We start from the raw sequence: 19263 nt of genomic DNA, 5'->3' as shown, positions 1-19263 counted from the left end.
ATGGATTTGTATAATTTTGACATGGGCTTTTTCTTCTGTTTTTTTTGGCGATTAAATTTTAGAAAATAGCCCATTTTTTGTTTAATTTAGGCGAATGTCAACAAAAAAGGGTGGCGAAGCCACCCACACATGTTGATGAAGAGCCAAAAAAAAGCGTATATTTATTCCATCAGCTAATGAATATGGTTTATGAGAAACCCTCTATTAAAAAATCAACAAGTCCAATCGGAAACTAGCGGCGTGTCCGTATCCGAAACATCCAACCTTCTCTCCGTCCATAGCATTGCTGGACACCCCGCTGTTTACCGCCATCTGAAGACGGCGGGCAAGGCAGACGCCAAGCAGCAGAAACAGAACGAATTTTAAAACCCGTAGTAACCTCATATAAAACAAGAGCATTCCATGTTGTAATATGGGATGCTTCTTTTTTATAAAAAATTTTTGTACTTTTAAGGGGTGTGGCTTTTTATAGGTTTCTTGCAGAAAGGAGATTTTTTATGATAAATCATCTTTTAAAGTTTTCAATTTCTTCAATGGCATTATTTTCTCTTTGGGGATGCCATTCCACGAATTCGGAGTACATCAACACGGGAATGTGTAGGGGCGAAGAATATGATGTCGATGAACAGGACTGTGTCGCCGGCTCCCTTGTTGATGCCTGTAATGACAAGAATCTTTATTCCATTATCCATTCCAAGGATGTGGCCTATGCCTGCCGAGGAGATAGTTCCTGGACTGAGGCCAGTAAAAACGAGGTCTATTTTGAACGGGGCTGCGACAAGGGTAACGAAAATGCAACTCTTGAATACGGTTACAGCACTATGGTTTGCATTCAGGATACCTCCCATACTTGGAAGTGGGTGGTAGATAGCGAAGTAGAGGCGTCTCGTCTTAAATCGTCGAGTAGTTCAAGTGACAAGAACACGACTGCCAAATCATCGACTTCAAGCAGCAAGCCGAAATCAAGTTCGTCTGCGGAAGTGCATCGTGTCGAAGGTACTGTAAAGTATGATGGATATACATACAAGACTGTAGGTATCGGCACTCAGATGTGGATGGCTGAAAATCTTCGTGCAACAACTGGAATTGATTCTAGCTGGTGCTTTAACGATGAACCTGAAAACTGTGAAACCTATGGCCGTTTGTATACATGGGCAACGGCAATGGGGATTGATGAGAAGTATCAGACGCAATCTGCGCTGAAGGATGGTGTTATTAGTGATACGAGCTACAATCGTGGAATTTGCCCCAAGGGTTGGCATATTCCTTCCGATGCAGAATGGCAAACTTTGTTCGACTTTGTAGATGCCAGCAACGGTGTTGCTACAGCAGGCCAAAGCCTTTGCGATCCTAATGGTGCTTGGAAGGGGTATGACGATTATCCTATGACAGATGACTATGGGTTCTCGGCAATTCCTGGCGGAAAGTATCATTATGCCATTGAGGGCAACAACAATGTTGGTTGGAAGGATTTGGGTGCTAGTATGCATGTTTGGAGTGCGACAGAAAGCGCCGATACCGCATCGACCAATGTCTATACACGTTACATTCAGCCGAAGGAAATTGACCGTAATGATTTCCCCAAGAAGCGTCGTCGCTACGTTCGCTGCGTGAAGGATGAATAAAGTAATTAAATAAATTAGTAAAAAAAAGAGGCGTCTTGATTTTCAAGACGTCTCTTTTTTGTAAAGTGTTTTGGGCGTGACTTAGTCTTCTAGAGGGATGTATTTGAAGGTAACCTTCTTTTTCTGGTTTCCCCAGGCTTCGCCATCTTTGGGAACGTCCCCGGCGGCAACAGGCCTACCTCTATAAGTATACATATAGACGATGGGATCTTTACCTGCGCTAGTTGTGGGGAACGTGACAATATTGAAGTGTCCGCTATTTTCTACAATGAGGACCATCATGTCTAATTGCTTCTTTCTCAGCGAGTTACTTTGATAAACGGCTGCAACGTTGCCGTCGGAATAGGATGTCTTGCTCCCTAATTCGATGTAGTTGCTGCCTGCATTTGCTTTAATTGCTTCAACGACAAGTTTATGAAGTTGAGCTTTGTCGCTGTTTTGGTTTGCTATAGCCCAGGAAATTCTCATGCGCATGACACGTTCGTCGTTGCTTATGGTTTTGTCAAATGCTTGTTGAAAACCATCGTCAAGGGTTGCGTGAACGACTGCGGTATTGACGGCGCTCAATGATTGAATATCAACAGCGATTTTGGCATTTTCGATCTGACCGAAAATCTTTGGCACTCCCACGGCGGCAAGGATTCCCATAACAACTACAACCACCATAATTTCAATTAGAGTAAAACCTTTCTTCATATTGACTCCTTGATTCAATGGAAAAATATGAATTTTCAGGGAAAACTGCAAGGCTATGAGAAAATTCCGTGCATGAACTGATGGCAGGTGTCGTAGACGTCCCTGTCATTTAGCTTTATGAGGCCCATGAAATAGGCCTGGATGCTGGCGTTGATGATGCCCAGGAATGTGTAGGCGTAGCGTTCGTGGCGGCCTTTCATGTTGCCGTGATCCTTGCTTGCGGCAAGGAAAAGTTTGGCCAGCGTGGTCCACTGTTAGTGTTGGTCAGGAAATCTGGAATGTGGTGGTGGAACTTTTGAGATCAGGTGAATTTTTATTTCATAAAGAAAAGACCTCACATGCGAGAGGTCTTTTTAAATGCTTGGATCCTTCGCGCCTACGGCGCTCAGGATGACGATTGCAATTACTTTTCCAGCTTGAAGAATACGGCGCCCAGGGGCGGGACCTGTACGTTCATGCTCTGTGCGCGATTCTGCCAAGGAATCTGTTCGGTCCAGACTTCGCCCATGTTGCCCACGTTGGAGCCGCCATAGATACTAGCGTCGGTGTTGAAGATTTCCTTCCACTTGCCGGCGGTAGGTGCACCCAGGCGGTAGTCGTTGCGGACCACCGGAGTGAAGTTGAATACGCAGAGGATTTCGTTGCCGTGGTCATCCTTACGGACGAAGCTGACGATGGAGTTGTCGGCGTCGTCGCACCAGATCCATTCGAAACCGGTATGGTAATGGTCGATTTCCCAGAACGGTGCGTTTTCCTTATAGACGTGGTTCAAGTCCTTCATCATGGCGAGAATCTTGCCGTGGCTATCCCAGCTGACAAGGTGCCAGTCCAGGGAGCGCTTTTCGCACCATTCACGGAACTGACCGAATTCGTTGCCCATGAAGTTCAGCTTCTTGCCCGGATGTGCGTACTGGAAGGCGTAGGTCAAACGGAGGTTTGCGAACTTCTGCCAGTTGTCGCCAGGCATCTTGCCCAGCATGGAACCCTTGCCGTGTACAACTTCGTCGTGGCTGAATACCTGGATGAAGTTTTCGGAGTAGGCGTACACCATGCTGAAGGTGAGGCTGTTGTGGTGATACTTACGATGGATGGGCTCGTGCTGGATGTAGCTGAGGAAGTCGTTCATCCAACCCATGTTCCACTTGTAGTGGAAGCCCAGGCCGCCCTGTTCTGGCGGACGGGTGATGCTGGGGAAGCTGGTGGATTCTTCGGCAATGAGAATGGCATGGGGAGTCAAGCGGCCCATGATGCTATTCAGGTGCTTCAGGAATTCAAGAGTATCGTAGTTGATGTTTCCGCCGTCCTTGTTGGGAACCCATTCGCCCGGGCCCTTACCGTAGTCAAGGTACAGCATACTTGCAACGGCGTCTACGCGCAGGCCGTCGCAGTGGAATTCCTTGAGCCAGTACATTGCGTTTGCAATGAGGAAGTTCTTGACTTCGTTGCGGCCCAGGTTAAAGATATAGGTGCCCCAGTGGGGGTGTTCGCCCTGGCGGGGGTCAGCGTGTTCATAGCAGGCGGTACCGTCGAAGCGGCCCAGTGCATGAGCGTCCTTGGGGAAGTGGGCGGGGACCCAGTCGATAATCACGCCGATTTCGTTCTGGTGGCAAAGGTCCACGAACTTACGGAACTGGTCGGGAGTACCGTAGCGGCTGGTGGGGGAGTAGTAACCGGTGACCTGGTAACCCCAGGATTCATCCAGCGGGTGTTCTGCCAGGGGCAGGAATTCCACATGAGTATAACCCATTTCCTTCAGGTAAGGAATAAGGGTTTCAGCCAACTCTTCCCAGTTCAGGAAACGATCCGGATCTGCGGGGTCGCGACGCCAGGAACCGGCGTGGACTTCGTAGATGTTCATGGGGCTACCAAAGACCTTGGTAGCGTAATGGGTGTACATGTACAGGTCGTCGCCCCATTCGTAACCATCCAGATGGGTGGTAATGGAAGCGGTTGCCGGACGCACTTCGGAAAGCTTTGCCAGAGGGTCTACCTTCACGTGGATGTTGCCGTCGGCACCATGGATTTCGAAACGGTACAGTTCGCCTTCGCCCAGGTTCGGGATGAAGATTTCCCAAATGCCGGATCCGCCAAGCATGCGCATCTGGTGGCGGCGGCCATCCCAACTGTTGAAGTTGCCGATGACGGAAACGGCGCGGGCATTGGGAGCCCACACTGCAAAATGGATGCCCTTGAAGCCCTGATGTTCAACAATATTGGCACCCAGCTTACGATACAGTTCGTAATGGGTTCCGCTGGCAATCAGGTGGCGGTCAAAGTCAGACAGCACAGGGAGGAATGCGTAAGGGTCGGTAAGGGTATATTCAATACCGTCGCCCTGACGGATAATCAGGTTGTAGAAGAACGGTTCGTAATCCTTGTCGAGGACTGCTTCGAAGAAACCGGTATCGCCCAGCTTTACAAAATCAAACTCGAACTCGCCGTCGCAGGATTCGCCACGGATGTAGCTGGCCTGGGGCTGGTAAGTGCGGATAACAGTCTTAACACCCTTATCGGTATTCAGCGGATGGATACCGAGGATCGAGAACGGATCCTTGGTACCGAAATTCCAAATAGCCTGCATATCATCGGAAGTGAGGCTAGTAAACTGATTCCAATCCATACAAATACTCCATATTTTTAGGAGAAATATAACTTAAACTTTCTTTACAATGAGATTACGGTTTAAATATTTTGAAAAATATTTGCCCTATCACGTTAAACCTATGGATTCGCTTGGAAAATCCGTCTTCGCCTCTTTAATTACTACATTTGGACGCATGTATAAGCGAGTCCTTACGATCCAGGATATTTCCTGCTTTGGCCAGTGTTCCTCTACGGTGGCCCTGCCTATCGTTTCCGCCTGCGGTATCGAGTGTGCCGTGCTTCCGTCGGCCGTACTTAGCACCCATACAGGACGTTTCAAGGGGTACACCTTCAGGGACCTGACCGACGATTTACTGCCCATTCGAGATCACTGGGTGAAGGAAGGCATTAAGTTTGACGCTTTTTATACAGGCTACCTGGGAAGCGTACGCCAGGTAGATATCGTCCGTGAAATCATGGAGACCACCGGCAGCCAGGGCGCTCTCCGCATTGTAGACCCGGTTCTCGCCGACGCAGGCAAGCTTTATGCCGGTTTCGACATGAACTTCGTTGAAGCCATGAAGCGCCTTTGCGCCGAAGCGGACGTACTGCTCCCTAACATTTCAGAGGCAAGCTACCTGACCGGCATGGAATATACCGAAGAGTATGACCGCCCCTACATTACGGAACTATGCAAGCGCCTCTGCGACCTGGGTACAAAGAGCGTCATCATGACCGGCATCGGCTTCAGGGAAGGCTACACCGGTATTGCCGTTTACGAAAACGGTGAGCTGAACCATTACGAGCACAAAAAAGTCTCAATGTGGTGCCATGGAACCGGCGACATCTATGCCTCGGCCTTTACCGGAGCCAAGATGCGAGGCAAGAGCACCATGGAAGCCGTAAAAATTGCGGCAGACTTTACCCTAAAAGCCATAGAAAATACGGTTGACGACGCAGAAAATCACTGGTATGGTGTTAAATTTGAATTAGCGATACCCACCCTGGTAAAATCATTCGAATAGCAGTCGAGGAAAAGATGGCCGAAGAAAATAGCAACTGGGAACCTCTGGTTCATACTGAAACTTTCAAGGTCACTCCCGAGATGATCGACGACAACCATCATTTTAACAATGTATGGTCTGTCCAGTGGATCCAGGACATTTCGAAGAATCACTCCGAGCAATGCGGCGGCACAGCCCTCATGCGCGAAATGAACTGCGGCTGGATGATTCGCGTACAGCATATCGAATACAGGAACCAGGCCTTCCTTGGCGACGAAATCAAGGGAACCACCTGGGTTGATTCTTTTACAACGGTAGTTAGCAAACGAAAGTGTCGCTTTGAACGAATCAGCGACGGTAAGATTATTTTTGAATCTGAGACCCAATGGGTGTTGGTGGACTTGAACCGCGGACGCCCCAAGGCAATCTCACCAGAAATGGTGGCACATTACGGGACCTTGAAATAGTATGGCAAATATTATCGAGTACAAGGGCAAGAAGCCCGTCATTGGAGAGCGCGTATTCCTGGCAGAAGGAGCGCGTCTAATTGGTGATGTGGAAATCGGGGATGATTCCTCTGTATTTTACAACTCCGTCATACGAGCCGACCTGGCCGAGATCCGAATTGGCAAGCGAACCAACATCCAGGATAACGTGACCATCCACCTTTCTACAGATGTGGGCGTTCATGTCGGCAACAATGTAACCGTGGGCCACAATGCGGTTCTCCACGCCTGCACCATCGAAGACAATGTGCTGGTGGGAATGGGAGCCATCGTGATGGATGGTTCTCGCATCCGCAAGAATTCCGTGGTGGCCGCCGGGTCCCTGGTCCCTCAAAACAAGGAATATCCCGAGGGAAGTCTTATTGTCGGATCCCCCGCGCGAGTGGCCCGCCAACTAACCGATGACGAAATTCGTAAATTTAACGAAGGCGTAGAACATTACATCGAAATCAAGGAAGCACTCCGTCAAGACCAGTATTAATTCTGAGGATTTTTAGTGTACAAGTTTGTTTTTCTTATAAACCCAATTAGCGGCGGTGGCCAGGGCAAGGAAATCTATAAGTTCCTGCCCGAAATCATGGCATCCATGAATTACAAGGATGACCAGTGGAAGGCTGAATTCACCGTTCACGAGGGTATGGAAAAGCAGATTACAGATGCTCTTGAAAATACAGAGACCTTGATTGCCGTAGGCGGTGACGGAACCGTTTCTTCGGTGCTGTCTGTGCTGGTGTCTTCGGAATATGCAAAAACCGTAAAAATCGGTTTGATTCCCCTGGGAACCGGAAACGACCTTGCCCGAGTTCTGAACCTTTACAAGCCGTACGTCGATAAAGGTTTGCTGTTCCTGGTCCGCCGTCTTCTCCAATCCAAGGCTCGCCCTTTCGACATCTGGAAGGTGAACGGGAAGATTGCCTTCGCCAACTATTTTTCGGGCGGCATCGACGCACGAATCGCCCACGACTTTAACAGAGACCGCTCCCAGGGCGCATTCAATTCCAATTCCGTTATCGCCAACAGAATTCATTACGTAGACCGTTTCTTTGCCGACAGGAACTACACTCTAAAACAGGGAAAAATCAGTTTTATAGACGCCGAAAACGTCGAACATTCTCAGGATGTTTCAGGGCATCGGACAGTCATCGTAGGAAACATTCCCAGTTTTGCAGGCGGGTCCCAACCGTTCTACAAGTCGGACATGGCTGACGGCCTATTAGAAGTCGTCTGCGTGCCGAACATGTTCATGTTCCTCGCAGCAATCGCCATTGGGTCCGTCCCGCTTTTAGGAAATTTCGTCAAGAAGTTTTTCCTCGTTTCAAAGAAAGCGAAGTCTCTGACACTTGATTTTGCGGAAGATGAATTTTTACAGCTGGACGGAGAAGATCTAACCGGTAAATTGGGAAATCAGGTAAAGATCGATTACGCCTGCAAAGTCAAAATTCTCTCACTGGGGTCCTAATGAAACCCGTGATTGTAGAAGGCGTTGAAATCAACGGATTCGCGTCTCTGGAAAAAGCGACTGCAACAGATATCAGTTTCTGGACCGGGAACGTCAAGAGCATTACAGGGGCAAACGGTTTTTCTGCAGACGATTTAAGCAAGTGCGAAGCCGGTGTGCTTTATGTACCCGCCAATATGCAGCAAGCCGCCTCCCAGGACAGCACCGCGGCCGACCTCCGCAAAATTTTTCCAAAGGTTCGCAGCCTGGTTCCGGTGGAAAATCCTTACCACTCCATGGTCTGCTTTTTAGAAAAATACGGTTCCGCTTTAGTGGCTGGAACATCAGGTGATGCAGCCGCTCATATTGCCCCTTCCGCAGAAATCGGTCCAGGCTGTGTAATTATGCCGGGGGCCGTCATAGGTCCTGGCTGTAAGCTAGAAGCCAACGTTGTCGTTTACCCCAATGTGGTCATAGGGGAGGGTTGCATCTTTCAGGCCGGAGTAGTAATCGGTAGCCGCGGTTTCGGTTTCTACGAATATCAGGGCAAGCGCCGTATGGTACCGCACCTGGCAGGAGTCCACATCGGAAACAATTGCAGCTTCGGCGCAAACACCGTAGTGGCCGCAGGCTTTATTTCGCCCACCACCATCGGCAACGATTGTCACTTTGATGCCATGGTTCAAATCGGGCACAACTGCGTTCTAGGTAACAATATCTTTATGGCCGCCCAAACAGCATTAGGCGGCACCACCATCGTAGAAGATGACGTGAACATTGCCGGTGGTGCAAAAGCGGCAGGTCATCTTACCATTGGCCGCGGAGCTATTATCACCGCGAAAGCCGGCGTTACCAAGAGCGTTCCCGCAGGTCGCACCGTGGCAGGATTCCCCGCCATCGATGCAGACATCTGGCGCAGGCAAATGGTGGAGCTTCGCCTCATGGCCAAGAAAAACTTGAAGAAGTAGATGTTCTTTTTCTACCTTTCTACTTGATGAACGCTAATCCCTTTGAATTGAAGAAGACGTCCAAGAAATCCAAGGCCCGCCTTGGGGTGATTCACACCGCCCACGGCGACGTGACAACGCCCATCTTTATGCCGGTAGGCACCAACGCCACCGTCAAGGGGATTACCTCCCGCGACATCAAGGAGATGGAAGCGGAAATCATTCTGGCCAACACATACCACCTTTACCTGCGTCCGGGCACAAAGACCGTGGCAGAGGCTGGTGGCGTCCAGAAGTTCATGGGTTTTGACGGTCCCATGCTTACGGACAGCGGTGGATTCCAGGTTTGGAGTCTCAAGCAGTTCCGCAAGATTACCGAAGAAGGCGTCCGCTTCAAGAGTTTGCAAGACGGTTCCATGCATATGTTCACGCCCGCAAGCGTCATGCAGGCCCAGCGGGAAATCGGTGCGGATATCATCATGGCCTTTGACGAATGCACGCCGTACCCCAGCACGGTGGATGAAGCCGACGAATCCTTGCGACTGACCCTCAAGTGGACTCGCGAGGCCAAGGAATGGCTGGAGGCGAATCCGCCTATCCACGGTTATCCGCAGTACTTTTTCGGCATTGTCCAAGGCGGCATGCACAAGGATCTGCGACTGAAGTCTATCGAGGCGCTTAAGGAAGTGGGTCCCGACGGTTATGCCATGGGCGGCCTCTCTGTAGGCGAACCAGTGGAAACCATGTACGAGATTGCGGACTTCTGCACCGACCATTTGCCCGAAGACCGCGCCCGTTATGTCATGGGTGTAGGCACTCCCTGGAATCTTCTGGAATTGATCAAGCGCGGGGTAGATATGTGCGACTGCATTCTGCCCGCCAAAAACGCCCAGGATGGTCTGGTTTACACCAGCCAGGGCGTTCTCCGCTACAAGAACCAGAAGTTCGCCCACGACTTTAAAACACCCCTGGACCCCAACTGCGATTGCTATTGCTGCCGCAACTACAGCCGCGGCTACATGCGTCATCTGCATAAAGCAAAAGAGCCCCTGGGGTGGACTCTTTCGGTGATTCATAATCTGCATTTCTACATTCACCTGATGCAGCAGGCCAAGGCCCACATCGCCGACGACACCTTCGAGGAATGGGCCGACGAACAGGTGAAAATCCTGCAAACCAATCTTTAGTTTGACAGCTTTACCGCAGAGCGTTAACGCTTGATGTCTACGCCGCCGAAGAGGCATTCGGCATGAACATGCAAGGTCTTGCTTGAATCTGTGACGGTAGCAGGTTTATCATTCTTTACGCCGCCGCAAATGCAGGAAGAGTAAATCTTTACTTGAATGTCTTGGGGAACGAAAATTTCTGCACCACCCATAAAGGCGTCAATCTTAATTTCAGATTCGTCTGCAAAGTTTGCATTGCGAAGGTCAAGGGACACTCCTCCCAGGAATGCATTAATCTTTGCTCCAGAAAAATCTTCACCCTTCAAGTTGTACTTATGACCAGAAAGAGTTGCTTCAATCTTCATGAAGCCTTTTTCGTCCATGGCGTCTGAAGAATCCTTAACGCGCATGTGGTCGCAATGCTTATGGCGGGCCTTATGGAAAATGATGCCAATGCCGATAAGGATTACAGCAATGGGCCAAATATAGGGTTTCCATTCCATGTTAAAGAACCAGTCAAAAGATTCAATTCCCATGGCTCGCAATAACATCATTACGCCAATAGCTAGAACCAACAATCCAAAAAATACTCGTTTCATTTTTTCTCCTGAGAGGATGTTTCTTTTTACTGTTGAAACACCTGACCAAAGAAAAAATGCCACCTCATTTTAGATTTTTTTCAATCCGCAAAGATTGCTTTTTGCATCGGCATTGTTGCCGTGAATCATCTGGACCGTTTCACAGCGGTCCATTTCAGCACATTGGCCACAATGTTCCAAGCCCTTTTCGGTACAGCATTTTCGGATGGGGCAGAGGTGACTACAGAAATAGAACTTGACACCATTGCCGCGGCATCCAGCGCAGTTGATTGTTTCCGGCGTGATTTCCGGAGCGTTGTTCATCTCGGCCCACTTCTTTGCGGTCTGGGCGCGAAGTTCATTGTCGTTGTTTTTGGTGGCGATATAGGCGTCACAAGTTTCGCAGTTTAAACCGCAAATTGCAATCATTTTGGAACAGTTGCACATAAAGAATCCTTATTTCTTCCAGCGCTTCAGCATGGGGAAGTAATTCATCATCATCTGCTTGTATTCTTCCTTGGTCATGGGCTTGGGCATGTGCTTGTTCACTTCGTCCACAAACTGGGCGCAATGTTCTACCATTTCTTCCATGGTGCAATTCTGAAGGAATGCGCCATCCTTGTAGCAGTAAACGCAGTAGTCTTCGTTCATGCTGCCATCAGCGTTGGAACCCATCACTTCTGCAGTGAGAGGCATGCCGCAGCTCTGACAAAATTTCTGATTCTGATCCATTGTAATTCTCCTTTTAAACACTTATTAAACGGAAATTCGTTACTTCCTCTTTTTCTTCGGTGTTGGTATGACTTCCACCAGTTTTTGAACTACATCTCGAACATGGGACTGCTGTTCCATTTCCAGGATGTAATGTTCCCTGGCTCCCTCATAAGGGACTCCGCATTCCGCTTCTTCCATAAGGTCTGTAATTTCCGGCAATTTTTTCACGTAGGCCATGTCATCGCATGCAAGAACCACAGGCTTTTCGTCTACATAAATCATCCAGTCGCCGAACATTTTCTTTGCACGAACATCGCCAACATCACTTAAGACATCTTGAATGAAATCGATAAATTCATTGCTGCAGGACATAATTACTGCTTCCCGTAAGTATCGCCAAAGTGCTTTAAATGAGCCTTGATTTTCTTTACGATTTCTTTTTCCTTGGACGGGTCGCGGTCGTATGACTGGATCATCAAGGAAACTGGAGCGATAAATTCCAAAGCCATAATGTTAGCGTCACCTTCCACAAGCAGCCCTGTCTTCATCAGTGCCGTAAACAGCTTTGAGAATCTCTGGTGCAATCCTTCATAGCTGTGGAAGTTTGCAAGTTCTGCAATTCTTGAATTTCGAAATTGCTCAATAGTCAGAAACCTTCTCATTTTCTGGACGGTCTCATCGTGCATAGTAAAGTTGATCCTTGCGAATGTGGAATGGATCAATTCTTCTATGGAGCGGGGGAGATCATCTGTTCTATGATCATGGTGTGCCAAATGACCGGAGTCTTCAAACTTTGTCGTGTAATAGCCACTCACCTTTGTAATGAGGGCGTCTAAAATTTCGGCCTTGCCCTTGAAATGCTTATACAACGAAGGACCTTTAATCCCTATGGCGGCAGCAATCATATCCACCGACGTACCTTCAAAACCCTTCTCTGCAAATAAATCCAGAGACGTGGCAAGAATCTTTTCCTTCGTAGAAAGCGTTTCACTCATGAATGTTCAAACTCCATTGAAGATTTTTACCGAAAGATATATAAAAAAAACAGTAAATAAACATTCTATCCTCCTTTTGACTAACGAACGTTAGCTAAAATCTAACTAACGTTCGTTAGCCACACAAGGGATATGTCCGAAAAAAGGTGTTTTTTGAATTCTTCGTGCTATTGCGGCAAAAAAATGTCCTTCAAAAGTTGACATCTGGAAAATGTGTAGTATCTTTTAAATACATATGGCAATGAACCATCACCTATTTACCGGTCAATGCGAATCCGTGGGTGAAACCCACGTCACGAACACTCTCTCGGCAAAGGCGAAAGCGATGCCAACCCATGCAGGGAATGGTCCCGTCAAGCGGCACCTCGTTCCCAGGCGAAAGCATGTAGCATCAGCGTCTGTAGCAAAGTCTAAGGACGCCGCAGAAGAAAAGTAGATCGTAAAACGATTCGTTTTTGACGCCTCCCACGAGGCAACAAAAAGCCCGCGAATTCAGCTGAACTCGCGAGCGGTTTTATTGCGTTTTCTAAATGTACCTTATTGACGGATTCTTTGAGTATGAACTTGTCCGTTATTCAAGAATTCCCTGCGGAGGTACATACCAGGCTGCCTGGGCTTTCCGGGCAGCAGTTTTCCGTTCATGTTGAAATATTGGACACGAACAGGAACTGCGGAGAACTCTACGTTCCAGCGGCCAATACTTTCCGTTGTATCGGCGAGCGTTGTGTCAGGTTCCTCCGGTTCCACATAGGGGTGTTCCGGATCGTTTACCACCACCTTGATTTTCTCGTAGCTCTTGCAGCCCGTTTCATTGGTATATTCCACGGTGTAAATGCCGCTGTTCTGCCACTGCAAATCATTCAGGGCGACTTCGCGGGTGGTTGCACCAAATTCCGCAGGACCGCTCCAACTCCAAATCTTCCCGTCCCAAGGATGGGGGCCAAAGGTAATGCTGCTACCCGGTTCTACCAAAAGGTCTGTAGTCTCTGTCCAACTATCCCCAACCTTTACATAAGGCACAATCTTTGTTCCAGAACAAGGCTTCACAGCCACCTGGCCGTCATCCAACTTGGCAACAGTTTCAGGAATATCAAACACCTTGGGCTCGAAATCCGCAGTGGGGAAGGCCTTCATCAGGGCAGCCGTTTCTTTGGCGGTAATGGGCAGCACGGTGCCGTGGCGTGGAGTGAATGCCCCCGCCATCTTGGTGTCTTGCACAAAGGTAAAGTTGGTCAGGTCCGGGCTGCTGGTAAACTGGTAATGACCGTTCATGTAGCAGTCGTACATGAGAATCCAGGAATCCTGATTGATCAGCTTAAAGACGCCTGCGCCTTCCACCGCTTCCTTGGTCTGCTGCAGAGTGCCGCTGGGCTTGCTCCACTGGGAGCCTTCCTTGCCGGCAGGCGCTGTCAAAGTCTTGGCTGTAGTCTTGCAAATGCCGCCGTCGCCCTCGTTCTTGAAGAAGGCATGGTAAAGTCCGTCGTTATCGTTGTAGACGATGTCCATATCGATGGTGGCGGAACCGCGGTCAAAGAAATAGGTGGGCTTGCCCAGCACATCGGTAAAGTCGTCGTTGGCGTACAGGTAATAAACCTTGTCGTAGGGAATGGTCCCGTCGTTGGTCAGCAAGGAGAAGTAAATCATCAGGCGACCCTTGCTGCCGTCGGCATTTTGATAATCCTTGTCCCAGATAGTTTCGGGAGCCCACACGCGAGTCACGTTGGCAAAATTAGTACCCTTGTACTTGTCCGGGAAATGAACCGTACTGTGAGTCCAGCTGACCAGATCCTTGGAGCGCATCAGCACCATGCCGCGATTACTTGCCCAACCTTCGGCACTCTTCATGTCGGTATTTACCATGTAGAAATAGCCGTCGGGTGCGCGCAAAATATGGGGATCACGAAGTCCCTTCTTCAGGGCGACCGTATCGGCGGCCACCACTCGCTTGCCACCATTCATGGCAGCAAAATTGTAACCGTCGTTACTGATGGCGTAATAGATATTCTCGTTGTCGTTGGCCGGGAAATAAATGAAAAGATAGTTGGAATAGGGTTCGTAACCGTGAATGGAAACGTCGAACTTCTTGGTTTCGAACTGGGTTCCGTCGGTGATGTTCACGGACAGCTGCACCGTCTTATTCTGGTTGACGAGGCGGGCTGCAATGGTTCCGTCGTTCTTCAAAAAGGTGGTATCGCTGGAGGTCCAGTAAAAACGCATGTTCTCGCAGCCAGAAATCCCCGAACCGTTGGCCGGCAACTTCAAATCCTTATAAAGATTGGTCAGAACACCGTCAATTTTCAAATTGGACGCACAATCCGAGACGCTGGCAGCGCTAGCAACTCCAAAAACCGAGGCACACACGCCAAAACCAATCAAAAACCTCTTAAAATTCATAAAAACCCAACCTATCTGCGCGGCAAATGCCTTGCTTAGTGGGAATATATGTTTTATAAGGCGCTCTAGTAAACCAAAAGAACATTTTGATAGGATAATTTGTCCATGGGGGAGGCATATTTTTTATCCGTTTTAGAAGAAAATAATAGATTTTTATGTTCATGAGATTGGGTAAAAAGTTTATTGGGGCGGCTGTGTTTACGGCTCTCGCTTTTGGCGGGGCAAACGCACAGACCAAGGTTGTGGTGGATCCTGGCAAAAAGTACCAGCATTTCGAAGGCTGGGGCACCAGTCTTTGCTGGTGGGCGGAACTGGCCGGCGGCTGGAGCGAAGCCAATTACACCAAACTTTTGGGAGCCATTGCAGACCCGGATTCGGGCCTGGGCTATAACATTTTCCGTTACAATATCGGCGGGGGAGACCAGCCGGGACATAATCACCTGACCAAGGGCGACGGGGGAGCCGCAATTCCCGGGTACAAGCCCACTGAAAAAGGCGATTTCGACTGGACCGCAGACCCCACCCAACGAAACATCCTTTTCGGCCTAGCCAAGAAGGTAAAGAATCCCATTTTCGAAGCTTTCTCCAATTCCCCTCCCTGGTGGATGACCAACAGCGGCTGCGTTTCTGGTGGCGTCAACGGCGCAGACAACCTGAAGTCCGACTACTTTGACGATTTCGCCGACTACCTTTCCGAAGTGGCAAAGCATTTCAAGGAAGAATGGGGCATCACCTTCCGCACTGTGGAACCTTTCAACGAACCTAGTGCTGGCTGGTGGAAGGCCAACGGCGACCAGGAAGGCTGTGGCTTCAAGAACAAACAGTCCGAAATGATTGTGGAACTGGGGAAGGCCCTCAAGAAAAAGGGACTCTTCCCGGAAACTTCCGTCAGTGCCGCCGACGAATCCAACATCGGTGACGCCTTGGCCCGCTTCAACAGCTATAGCGACGAAGCAAAATCCTATATGTTCCAGGTGAACACTCACAGCTATTCCGGCTACGATTCCCGCGGCAAGCTGTATAACGCCGCCTTTGCCAACGACAAGCGTATTTGGCAGTCTGAATCCGGCCCACTCCATCGTAGCGGCGACTTGGATATTACCCTCTGGATGGCGGACGTGATTCTCCACGACTTGCGAGACATGCACGCCAGCGCTTGGGTGGATTGGCAGCTTTCTGACCCGGCGGAGAACTGGCGCACCATTACAGCAAATCACAAGAGCCAGACTTTTAGCTATGCACCCCGTTATTACATGCACGCCGCCTTTAGCCGCGCCATTCGCCCAGGCTCCCGCTTTATCGATAGCGACAACAGCAACACCCTGGCAGCTATCCGCGAAGACGGTTCCTTGGTGCTGGTGGTATTGAATACTGGCAGCACCGATGCGAAATACACCTTTGATTTGAGCAAGTTTGACGCCGTAGGAACCAAGGCAAAAGTCAATCGCTTTACCTTGCCTGCCGCATTGAAGGCAGATGCTGACATCGCTATCTCGGGTGGTTCGCTGAATGTTACTGTCGCCGCCCAGTCTCTGGTCACCCTGATCATCGACGATGTCAAGGGCGAAGGAAAATGTGCTGCAGATACCATTATTCCTTACGTCAAGATTCACGATGGCAGCTGGAACGAAACTACAGAAATTACAGTCAATCCCGGTGATTCTCTGGTTATTGGCCCTCATCCTTGGGATGGTGGCCGCTGGACTTGGAGTGGCCCTGATAACTTCTATTACTTGGGTCGCGAAGTCCGCTTCAAGAATTTACAGTGGCAGAACAGCGGTTACTACAAGACCACATTCGTCAATGGCTCCGGTTGCGAAAGCAAGATGACCTTCAAGCTGGTGGTGAACGATCCGGAACACCCGTTTGTGGAACCGGATACAAATGTGGTGGATACAAGTACCGCCGACACCTCCGTTGTCGATACGACTGGTCGCGACACCACGAATTCAATCATCGTTCTGCAAGCTACACCGCAATTCATTCATGTATCGAGAAGCGGGGGAGACCTGCATATCACTGCTCCAGTTCAGCCCATGCAATTGACAATCCATGACCTGCAAGGTGTTCTGCTGACCCGTCGCCAGATTAACGGCCCTGCCACTATACCCTTGGGCAACGCCCCTCGCAAAGGCTATATCATACAACTCCGGAACCAATCCGGCCGCAGCATGTACTTGAAGGTTGTTCGCTAATTTAATTCACACATTTCTATTTTAAATCGTTACTTCTAATTCGTTCAAACGCTGATTCTGGCGGTCCAAACAATACGTTTTGCCCATTTAGACCGCCAATTTTTCAGCTAAAATTTTGAAGGGTGGCGGTCCAAATCAAAAAAAATGAAATATGGACCGCCATTTACTCACTTACAAACCAGAAAAAACATCATTTTACACTTTACAGAAATACTTCAGAAGGGAAAATGGCGGTCTAACCCCTTAAATTTCGTTTTTAGACAGCCAACAAGTTTAAAAAGTGAAAAAAAACGGCGGTCCAAATAGAACTTTCGCACATTTAGACCGCCATCAACATTCTAGCACCATCCCCCCAATACAGGGGGTAGGATGGCATCTTCAATCAAAGTAGTTTTCTTGCCGCCTTCCGGCATTTCATAATCTCGCTATCAGTCAAGCCCTGGCGCATATGGGTGCCGCCTTTCTGCACGGAGCCCACAATCTTGAAACCGCACCAGCCGATCACTTCCTTGATGGCCCGCACCGCGCCAGAGGTCTGCTTAAACAAAACGTTAAAGGGCCACGGGGTAGTACTGGTGCTTACAATAACAGCCTTCTTACCTTTCAATAAAGGTTTGGGGAATCCATGCCCGCTGTCATCCAACATGCCGTAGGCCATTCGGTCAAACAACACCTTCAGCTGCCCCGTCATATTCCCCCAATAGCAAGGAGAGCCCACAATCAGTCCATCGCATTCCTGAATCTTGCATAGAACTTTTTGGGAATCATCTTCTGCCAGAACGCATTTGCGTTCACTGCGGCATTTCATGCAACCGATGCAGGGGCGAACCTGCAACTTGCAGACATCAATAAATTCCACTTCTGCACCGCTGGCGACAAGCATGTCTTCCATGACGCGAAGCATGGAGCTGATGTTACCCTTAGGGCGTGGGCTGGCATTTAAAATCAAAATTTTCATAACAATCCTGCTCACTTACCTCTATTAAACACCAATAGGTAAGAGATGTGTTACTCATAAAAATAAAATCTAACCATAAAAAATCCCCGGGGCTTTTATTGCCTCGGGGACTCTATAACTAGATCCTTCGACTTCGCTCAGGAAGACACCTAAAAGTGTTACTTGAACAGATTCTTCATCTTCTCAAGGAAGCTCTCTTCCTGGGCGGTTTCCTTGTCCTTGCGGAGTTCGGCCAGCTTCTGGTAGAGTTCCTTTTCTTCTTTGGAAAGATCCTTGGGAATTTCAACGCCGATTTCGACGTAGAGGCTTCCGCGGTCTCCACGCTTGTTCAGCGGGTACAGTCCCTGTTCACGGAGACGTAGGATGCTGCCAGCCTGAGTGCCGGCTGCAATCTTGATCTGCACTTCGTCGCCTTCCAGAGTAGGAATGCGCTGGGTACCGCCAAGAACCAGGCGATGTACGGGAACCTTCACTTCACAGTGCAGGTCATCGCCTTCGCGGGTGTAGAAGTCATCGGGCTTTTCCGTCACTACGGCAAGCAAGTCGCCGCAAGCACCGCCACGAGGACCGCAGTTACCTTCGCCACGGAGATTCAGGTACTGGCCTTCAGAAACACCTGCCGGAATCTTGATGGAGATTTCTTCGGTTTCCTGCACACGGCCTTCGCCACGGCAGTTGGAACAAGGCTTTGCAATGACTTCGCCCATACCATTACAAGTGGGGCAGGCACTTTCAGAAATCATCTGGAAGAAACCGCCCGTTGCACGACGTACTCGGCCGGTGCCGTGGCAAGTGCTACATTCAGTAACATTTTCGCCACCCTTGCCGTTACATTCGGTACAGGGAGTATAACGCTTCAGGCGAACCTTCTTGGTGCAACCTTCGAAGATTTCCTTGTAGCTCAGGGCCACCTTGATCTGCAAATCGTTTCCGCGGGGAGGGCCTGCCTTACGGCTACGACCACGGCCACCGCCGCCAAAACCAAAGCCACCGCCAAAGATATCGCCAAACTGGCTGAAGATGTCTTCGAAACTTCCGAAGCCACCGCCGCCAAATCCGCCACCGCCGAAACCGCCACCAGGAGCGTTAAAGCCAAACTGGTCGTAGTTCTTGCGCTTTTCCGGATTAGAGAGCACGTCGTAAGCTTCTGCAGCTTCCTTGAACTTTTCTTCAGCTTCCTTGTCACCCGGGTTCTTATCCGGATGGTACTTAATGGCAAGCTTCTTATAAGCGTGCTTGATTTCGTCAGCACTTGCGTCCTTACCGACGCCTAGAACTTCGTAATAATCTCTTTTATCTGCCATATTGAGCTCGCTCCTTCGGAGCTTTGAGGTTTGAGGTCGCACCTTACGGTGCTTTGAGGCCGGGCTTCGCCCTTTGAGTTGAATCAAGGCGCTACGCGCAAATCACAGATCAGAGTGAACCTCTTTCCTCGAACCTGCAGCCTTTTTATATGCAAAAAGG

The 19263-nt window shown here is 49.3% G+C and carries 20 protein-coding genes; 9 read left to right on the top strand and 11 right to left on the bottom strand.

All coding sequences use genetic code 11. The features are described 5' to 3' along the window. The first annotated feature begins 240 nt into the window (after positions 1-240). Positions 241-366, top strand: coding sequence for a hypothetical protein (locus BUB73_RS17860; protein ID WP_256374942.1), 126 nt, complete (start codon positions 241-243; stop codon positions 364-366). A gap of 167 nt (positions 367-533) precedes the next feature. Then, positions 534-1625 (top strand): FISUMP domain-containing protein, encoded by a 1092-nt coding sequence (locus BUB73_RS14310; RefSeq protein ID WP_158535536.1) that lies wholly within the window; start codon positions 534-536, stop codon positions 1623-1625. A gap of 81 nt (positions 1626-1706) precedes the next feature. On the opposite strand, the gene BUB73_RS18055 is transcribed toward BUB73_RS14310, so the two are convergent. The 3 genes from BUB73_RS18055 to glgB all read right to left on the bottom strand — a co-directional run bounded on the left by BUB73_RS18055 (position 1707) and on the right by glgB (position 4941). Further along, entirely contained in the window at positions 1707-2321 is a 615-nt protein-coding gene (locus tag BUB73_RS18055) for a prepilin-type N-terminal cleavage/methylation domain-containing protein (protein WP_073161507.1), read from the bottom strand. Between the two features lie 53 nt (positions 2322-2374). Further along, on the bottom strand, positions 2375-2521 hold the full coding sequence (locus BUB73_RS17425; protein WP_158535535.1) for a hypothetical protein: 147 nt from the start codon (positions 2519-2521) through the stop codon (positions 2375-2377). Positions 2522-2724: 203 nt separating this feature from the next. After that, positions 2725-4941 carry a 1,4-alpha-glucan branching protein GlgB gene (gene glgB / locus BUB73_RS14300; RefSeq protein WP_073286888.1) on the bottom strand — a complete coding sequence of 739 codons (2217 nt, stop codon included), beginning with the start codon at positions 4939-4941 and terminating at the stop codon, positions 2725-2727. Between the two features lie 157 nt (positions 4942-5098). Between glgB and BUB73_RS14295 the strand changes: the two genes are divergently transcribed. From BUB73_RS14295 to tgt, 6 genes are read left to right on the top strand one after another with little or no spacing between them, the layout of a single operon-like run. Further along, positions 5099-5929, top strand: coding sequence for a pyridoxamine kinase (locus BUB73_RS14295; RefSeq protein ID WP_073286905.1), 831 nt, complete (start codon positions 5099-5101; stop codon positions 5927-5929). 14 nt (positions 5930-5943) lie between these two features. Further along, the gene (locus BUB73_RS14290) at positions 5944-6375 is read left to right on the top strand and encodes an acyl-CoA thioesterase (RefSeq protein WP_249269444.1); all 432 of its coding nucleotides are present in this window, start codon (positions 5944-5946) and stop codon (positions 6373-6375) included. Between the two features lies 1 nt (position 6376). After that, entirely contained in the window at positions 6377-6895 is a 519-nt protein-coding gene (locus BUB73_RS14285) for a gamma carbonic anhydrase family protein (protein WP_073161504.1), read from the top strand. Between the two features lie 15 nt (positions 6896-6910). Continuing rightward, a complete protein-coding gene (locus BUB73_RS14280; RefSeq protein ID WP_073161503.1) occupies positions 6911-7873 on the top strand; it encodes a diacylglycerol/lipid kinase family protein in 963 nt (320 codons plus the stop codon). Continuing rightward, positions 7873-8820, top strand: a complete 948-nt coding sequence (locus tag BUB73_RS17905) for a DapH/DapD/GlmU-related protein (RefSeq protein WP_083539806.1) — start codon at positions 7873-7875, stop codon at positions 8818-8820. Before BUB73_RS14280 ends, BUB73_RS17905 begins: the two co-directional genes overlap by 1 nt. 26 nt (positions 8821-8846) lie before the next feature. Further along, entirely contained in the window at positions 8847-9986 is a 1140-nt protein-coding gene (gene tgt / locus BUB73_RS14270) for a tRNA guanosine(34) transglycosylase Tgt (protein WP_073161501.1), read from the top strand. Between the two features lie 23 nt (positions 9987-10009). On the opposite strand, the gene BUB73_RS14265 is transcribed toward tgt, so the two are convergent. The 6 genes from BUB73_RS14265 to BUB73_RS17035 all read right to left on the bottom strand — a co-directional run bounded on the left by BUB73_RS14265 (position 10010) and on the right by BUB73_RS17035 (position 14646). Continuing rightward, the gene (locus BUB73_RS14265; RefSeq protein ID WP_083539805.1) at positions 10010-10564 is read right to left on the bottom strand and encodes a LiaF domain-containing protein; all 555 of its coding nucleotides are present in this window, start codon (positions 10562-10564) and stop codon (positions 10010-10012) included. Between the two features lie 69 nt (positions 10565-10633). Further along, complete coding sequence (locus BUB73_RS14260; protein ID WP_073286876.1) at positions 10634-10990, bottom strand: DUF3795 domain-containing protein; 357 nt, start codon at positions 10988-10990, stop codon at positions 10634-10636. 9 nt (positions 10991-10999) lie between these two features. Beyond that, entirely contained in the window at positions 11000-11275 is a 276-nt protein-coding gene (locus BUB73_RS14255) for a zinc ribbon domain-containing protein (protein WP_073286873.1), read from the bottom strand. A 39-nt stretch (positions 11276-11314) separates the two neighbouring features. Then, positions 11315-11629: a TfoX/Sxy family protein gene (locus BUB73_RS14250; protein ID WP_073161497.1), complete on the bottom strand. Its 315-nt coding sequence runs from the start codon at positions 11627-11629 to the stop codon at positions 11315-11317. A gap of 2 nt (positions 11630-11631) precedes the next feature. Further along, positions 11632-12252 carry a TetR/AcrR family transcriptional regulator gene (locus BUB73_RS14245; RefSeq protein WP_073161496.1) on the bottom strand — a complete coding sequence of 207 codons (621 nt, stop codon included), beginning with the start codon at positions 12250-12252 and terminating at the stop codon, positions 11632-11634. Positions 12253-12789: 537 nt separating this feature from the next. Beyond that, on the bottom strand, positions 12790-14646 hold the full coding sequence (locus BUB73_RS17035; RefSeq protein WP_073286871.1) for a glycoside hydrolase family 43 protein: 1857 nt from the start codon (positions 14644-14646) through the stop codon (positions 12790-12792). 155 nt (positions 14647-14801) lie between these two features. Between BUB73_RS17035 and BUB73_RS14230 the strand changes: the two genes are divergently transcribed. After that, positions 14802-16841 carry a glycoside hydrolase family 30 protein gene (locus tag BUB73_RS14230; RefSeq protein WP_254795034.1) on the top strand — a complete coding sequence of 680 codons (2040 nt, stop codon included), beginning with the start codon at positions 14802-14804 and terminating at the stop codon, positions 16839-16841. 382 nt (positions 16842-17223) lie between these two features. Here the strand turns inward: BUB73_RS14230 and BUB73_RS14225 are convergent, their stop codons facing one another. Continuing rightward, on the bottom strand, positions 17224-17799 hold the full coding sequence (locus tag BUB73_RS14225; RefSeq protein WP_073286868.1) for a flavodoxin family protein: 576 nt from the start codon (positions 17797-17799) through the stop codon (positions 17224-17226). Between the two features lie 158 nt (positions 17800-17957). Beyond that, positions 17958-19103, bottom strand: a complete 1146-nt coding sequence (dnaJ, locus tag BUB73_RS14220) for a molecular chaperone DnaJ (protein ID WP_073161492.1) — start codon at positions 19101-19103, stop codon at positions 17958-17960. Between the last annotated feature and the right edge of the window lie 160 nt (positions 19104-19263).

It is taken from the genome of Fibrobacter sp. UWH6 (assembly GCF_900142465.1).
GTDB lineage: Bacteria > Fibrobacterota > Fibrobacteria > Fibrobacterales > Fibrobacteraceae > Fibrobacter.
The sequence above is the reverse complement of the archived record's forward strand: the minus strand, read 5'-3'. Positions and strand labels throughout refer to the sequence as shown.

Excerpts from the sequence above, each read along its gene's own strand:
- BUB73_RS14310 (WP_158535536.1), top strand. The coding sequence starts at position 534 with ATGGCATTATTTTCTCTTTGGGGATGCCATTCCACGAATTCGGAGTAC.
- BUB73_RS18055 (WP_073161507.1), bottom strand. The coding sequence starts at position 2,321 with ATGAAGAAAGGTTTTACTCTAATTGAAATTATGGTGGTTGTAGTTGTT.
- BUB73_RS17425 (WP_158535535.1), bottom strand. The coding sequence starts at position 2,521 with ATGAAAGGCCGCCACGAACGCTACGCCTACACATTCCTGGGCATCATC.
- glgB (WP_073286888.1), bottom strand. The coding sequence starts at position 4,941 with ATGGATTGGAATCAGTTTACTAGCCTCACTTCCGATGATATGCAGGCT.
- BUB73_RS14295 (WP_073286905.1), top strand. The coding sequence starts at position 5,099 with ATGTATAAGCGAGTCCTTACGATCCAGGATATTTCCTGCTTTGGCCAG.
- BUB73_RS14290 (WP_249269444.1), top strand. The coding sequence starts at position 5,944 with ATGGCCGAAGAAAATAGCAACTGGGAACCTCTGGTTCATACTGAAACT.
- BUB73_RS14285 (WP_073161504.1), top strand. The coding sequence starts at position 6,377 with ATGGCAAATATTATCGAGTACAAGGGCAAGAAGCCCGTCATTGGAGAG.
- BUB73_RS17905 (WP_083539806.1), top strand. The coding sequence starts at position 7,873 with ATGAAACCCGTGATTGTAGAAGGCGTTGAAATCAACGGATTCGCGTCT.
- tgt (WP_073161501.1), top strand. The coding sequence starts at position 8,847 with ATGAACGCTAATCCCTTTGAATTGAAGAAGACGTCCAAGAAATCCAAG.
- BUB73_RS14265 (WP_083539805.1), bottom strand. The coding sequence starts at position 10,564 with ATGAAACGAGTATTTTTTGGATTGTTGGTTCTAGCTATTGGCGTAATG.
- BUB73_RS14260 (WP_073286876.1), bottom strand. The coding sequence starts at position 10,990 with ATGTGCAACTGTTCCAAAATGATTGCAATTTGCGGTTTAAACTGCGAA.
- BUB73_RS14255 (WP_073286873.1), bottom strand. The coding sequence starts at position 11,275 with ATGGATCAGAATCAGAAATTTTGTCAGAGCTGCGGCATGCCTCTCACT.
- BUB73_RS14250 (WP_073161497.1), bottom strand. The coding sequence starts at position 11,629 with ATGTCCTGCAGCAATGAATTTATCGATTTCATTCAAGATGTCTTAAGT.
- BUB73_RS14245 (WP_073161496.1), bottom strand. The coding sequence starts at position 12,252 with ATGAGTGAAACGCTTTCTACGAAGGAAAAGATTCTTGCCACGTCTCTG.
- BUB73_RS17035 (WP_073286871.1), bottom strand. The coding sequence starts at position 14,646 with ATGAATTTTAAGAGGTTTTTGATTGGTTTTGGCGTGTGTGCCTCGGTT.
- BUB73_RS14230 (WP_254795034.1), top strand. The coding sequence starts at position 14,802 with ATGTTCATGAGATTGGGTAAAAAGTTTATTGGGGCGGCTGTGTTTACG.
- BUB73_RS14225 (WP_073286868.1), bottom strand. The coding sequence starts at position 17,799 with ATGAAAATTTTGATTTTAAATGCCAGCCCACGCCCTAAGGGTAACATC.
- dnaJ (WP_073161492.1), bottom strand. The coding sequence starts at position 19,103 with ATGGCAGATAAAAGAGATTATTACGAAGTTCTAGGCGTCGGTAAGGAC.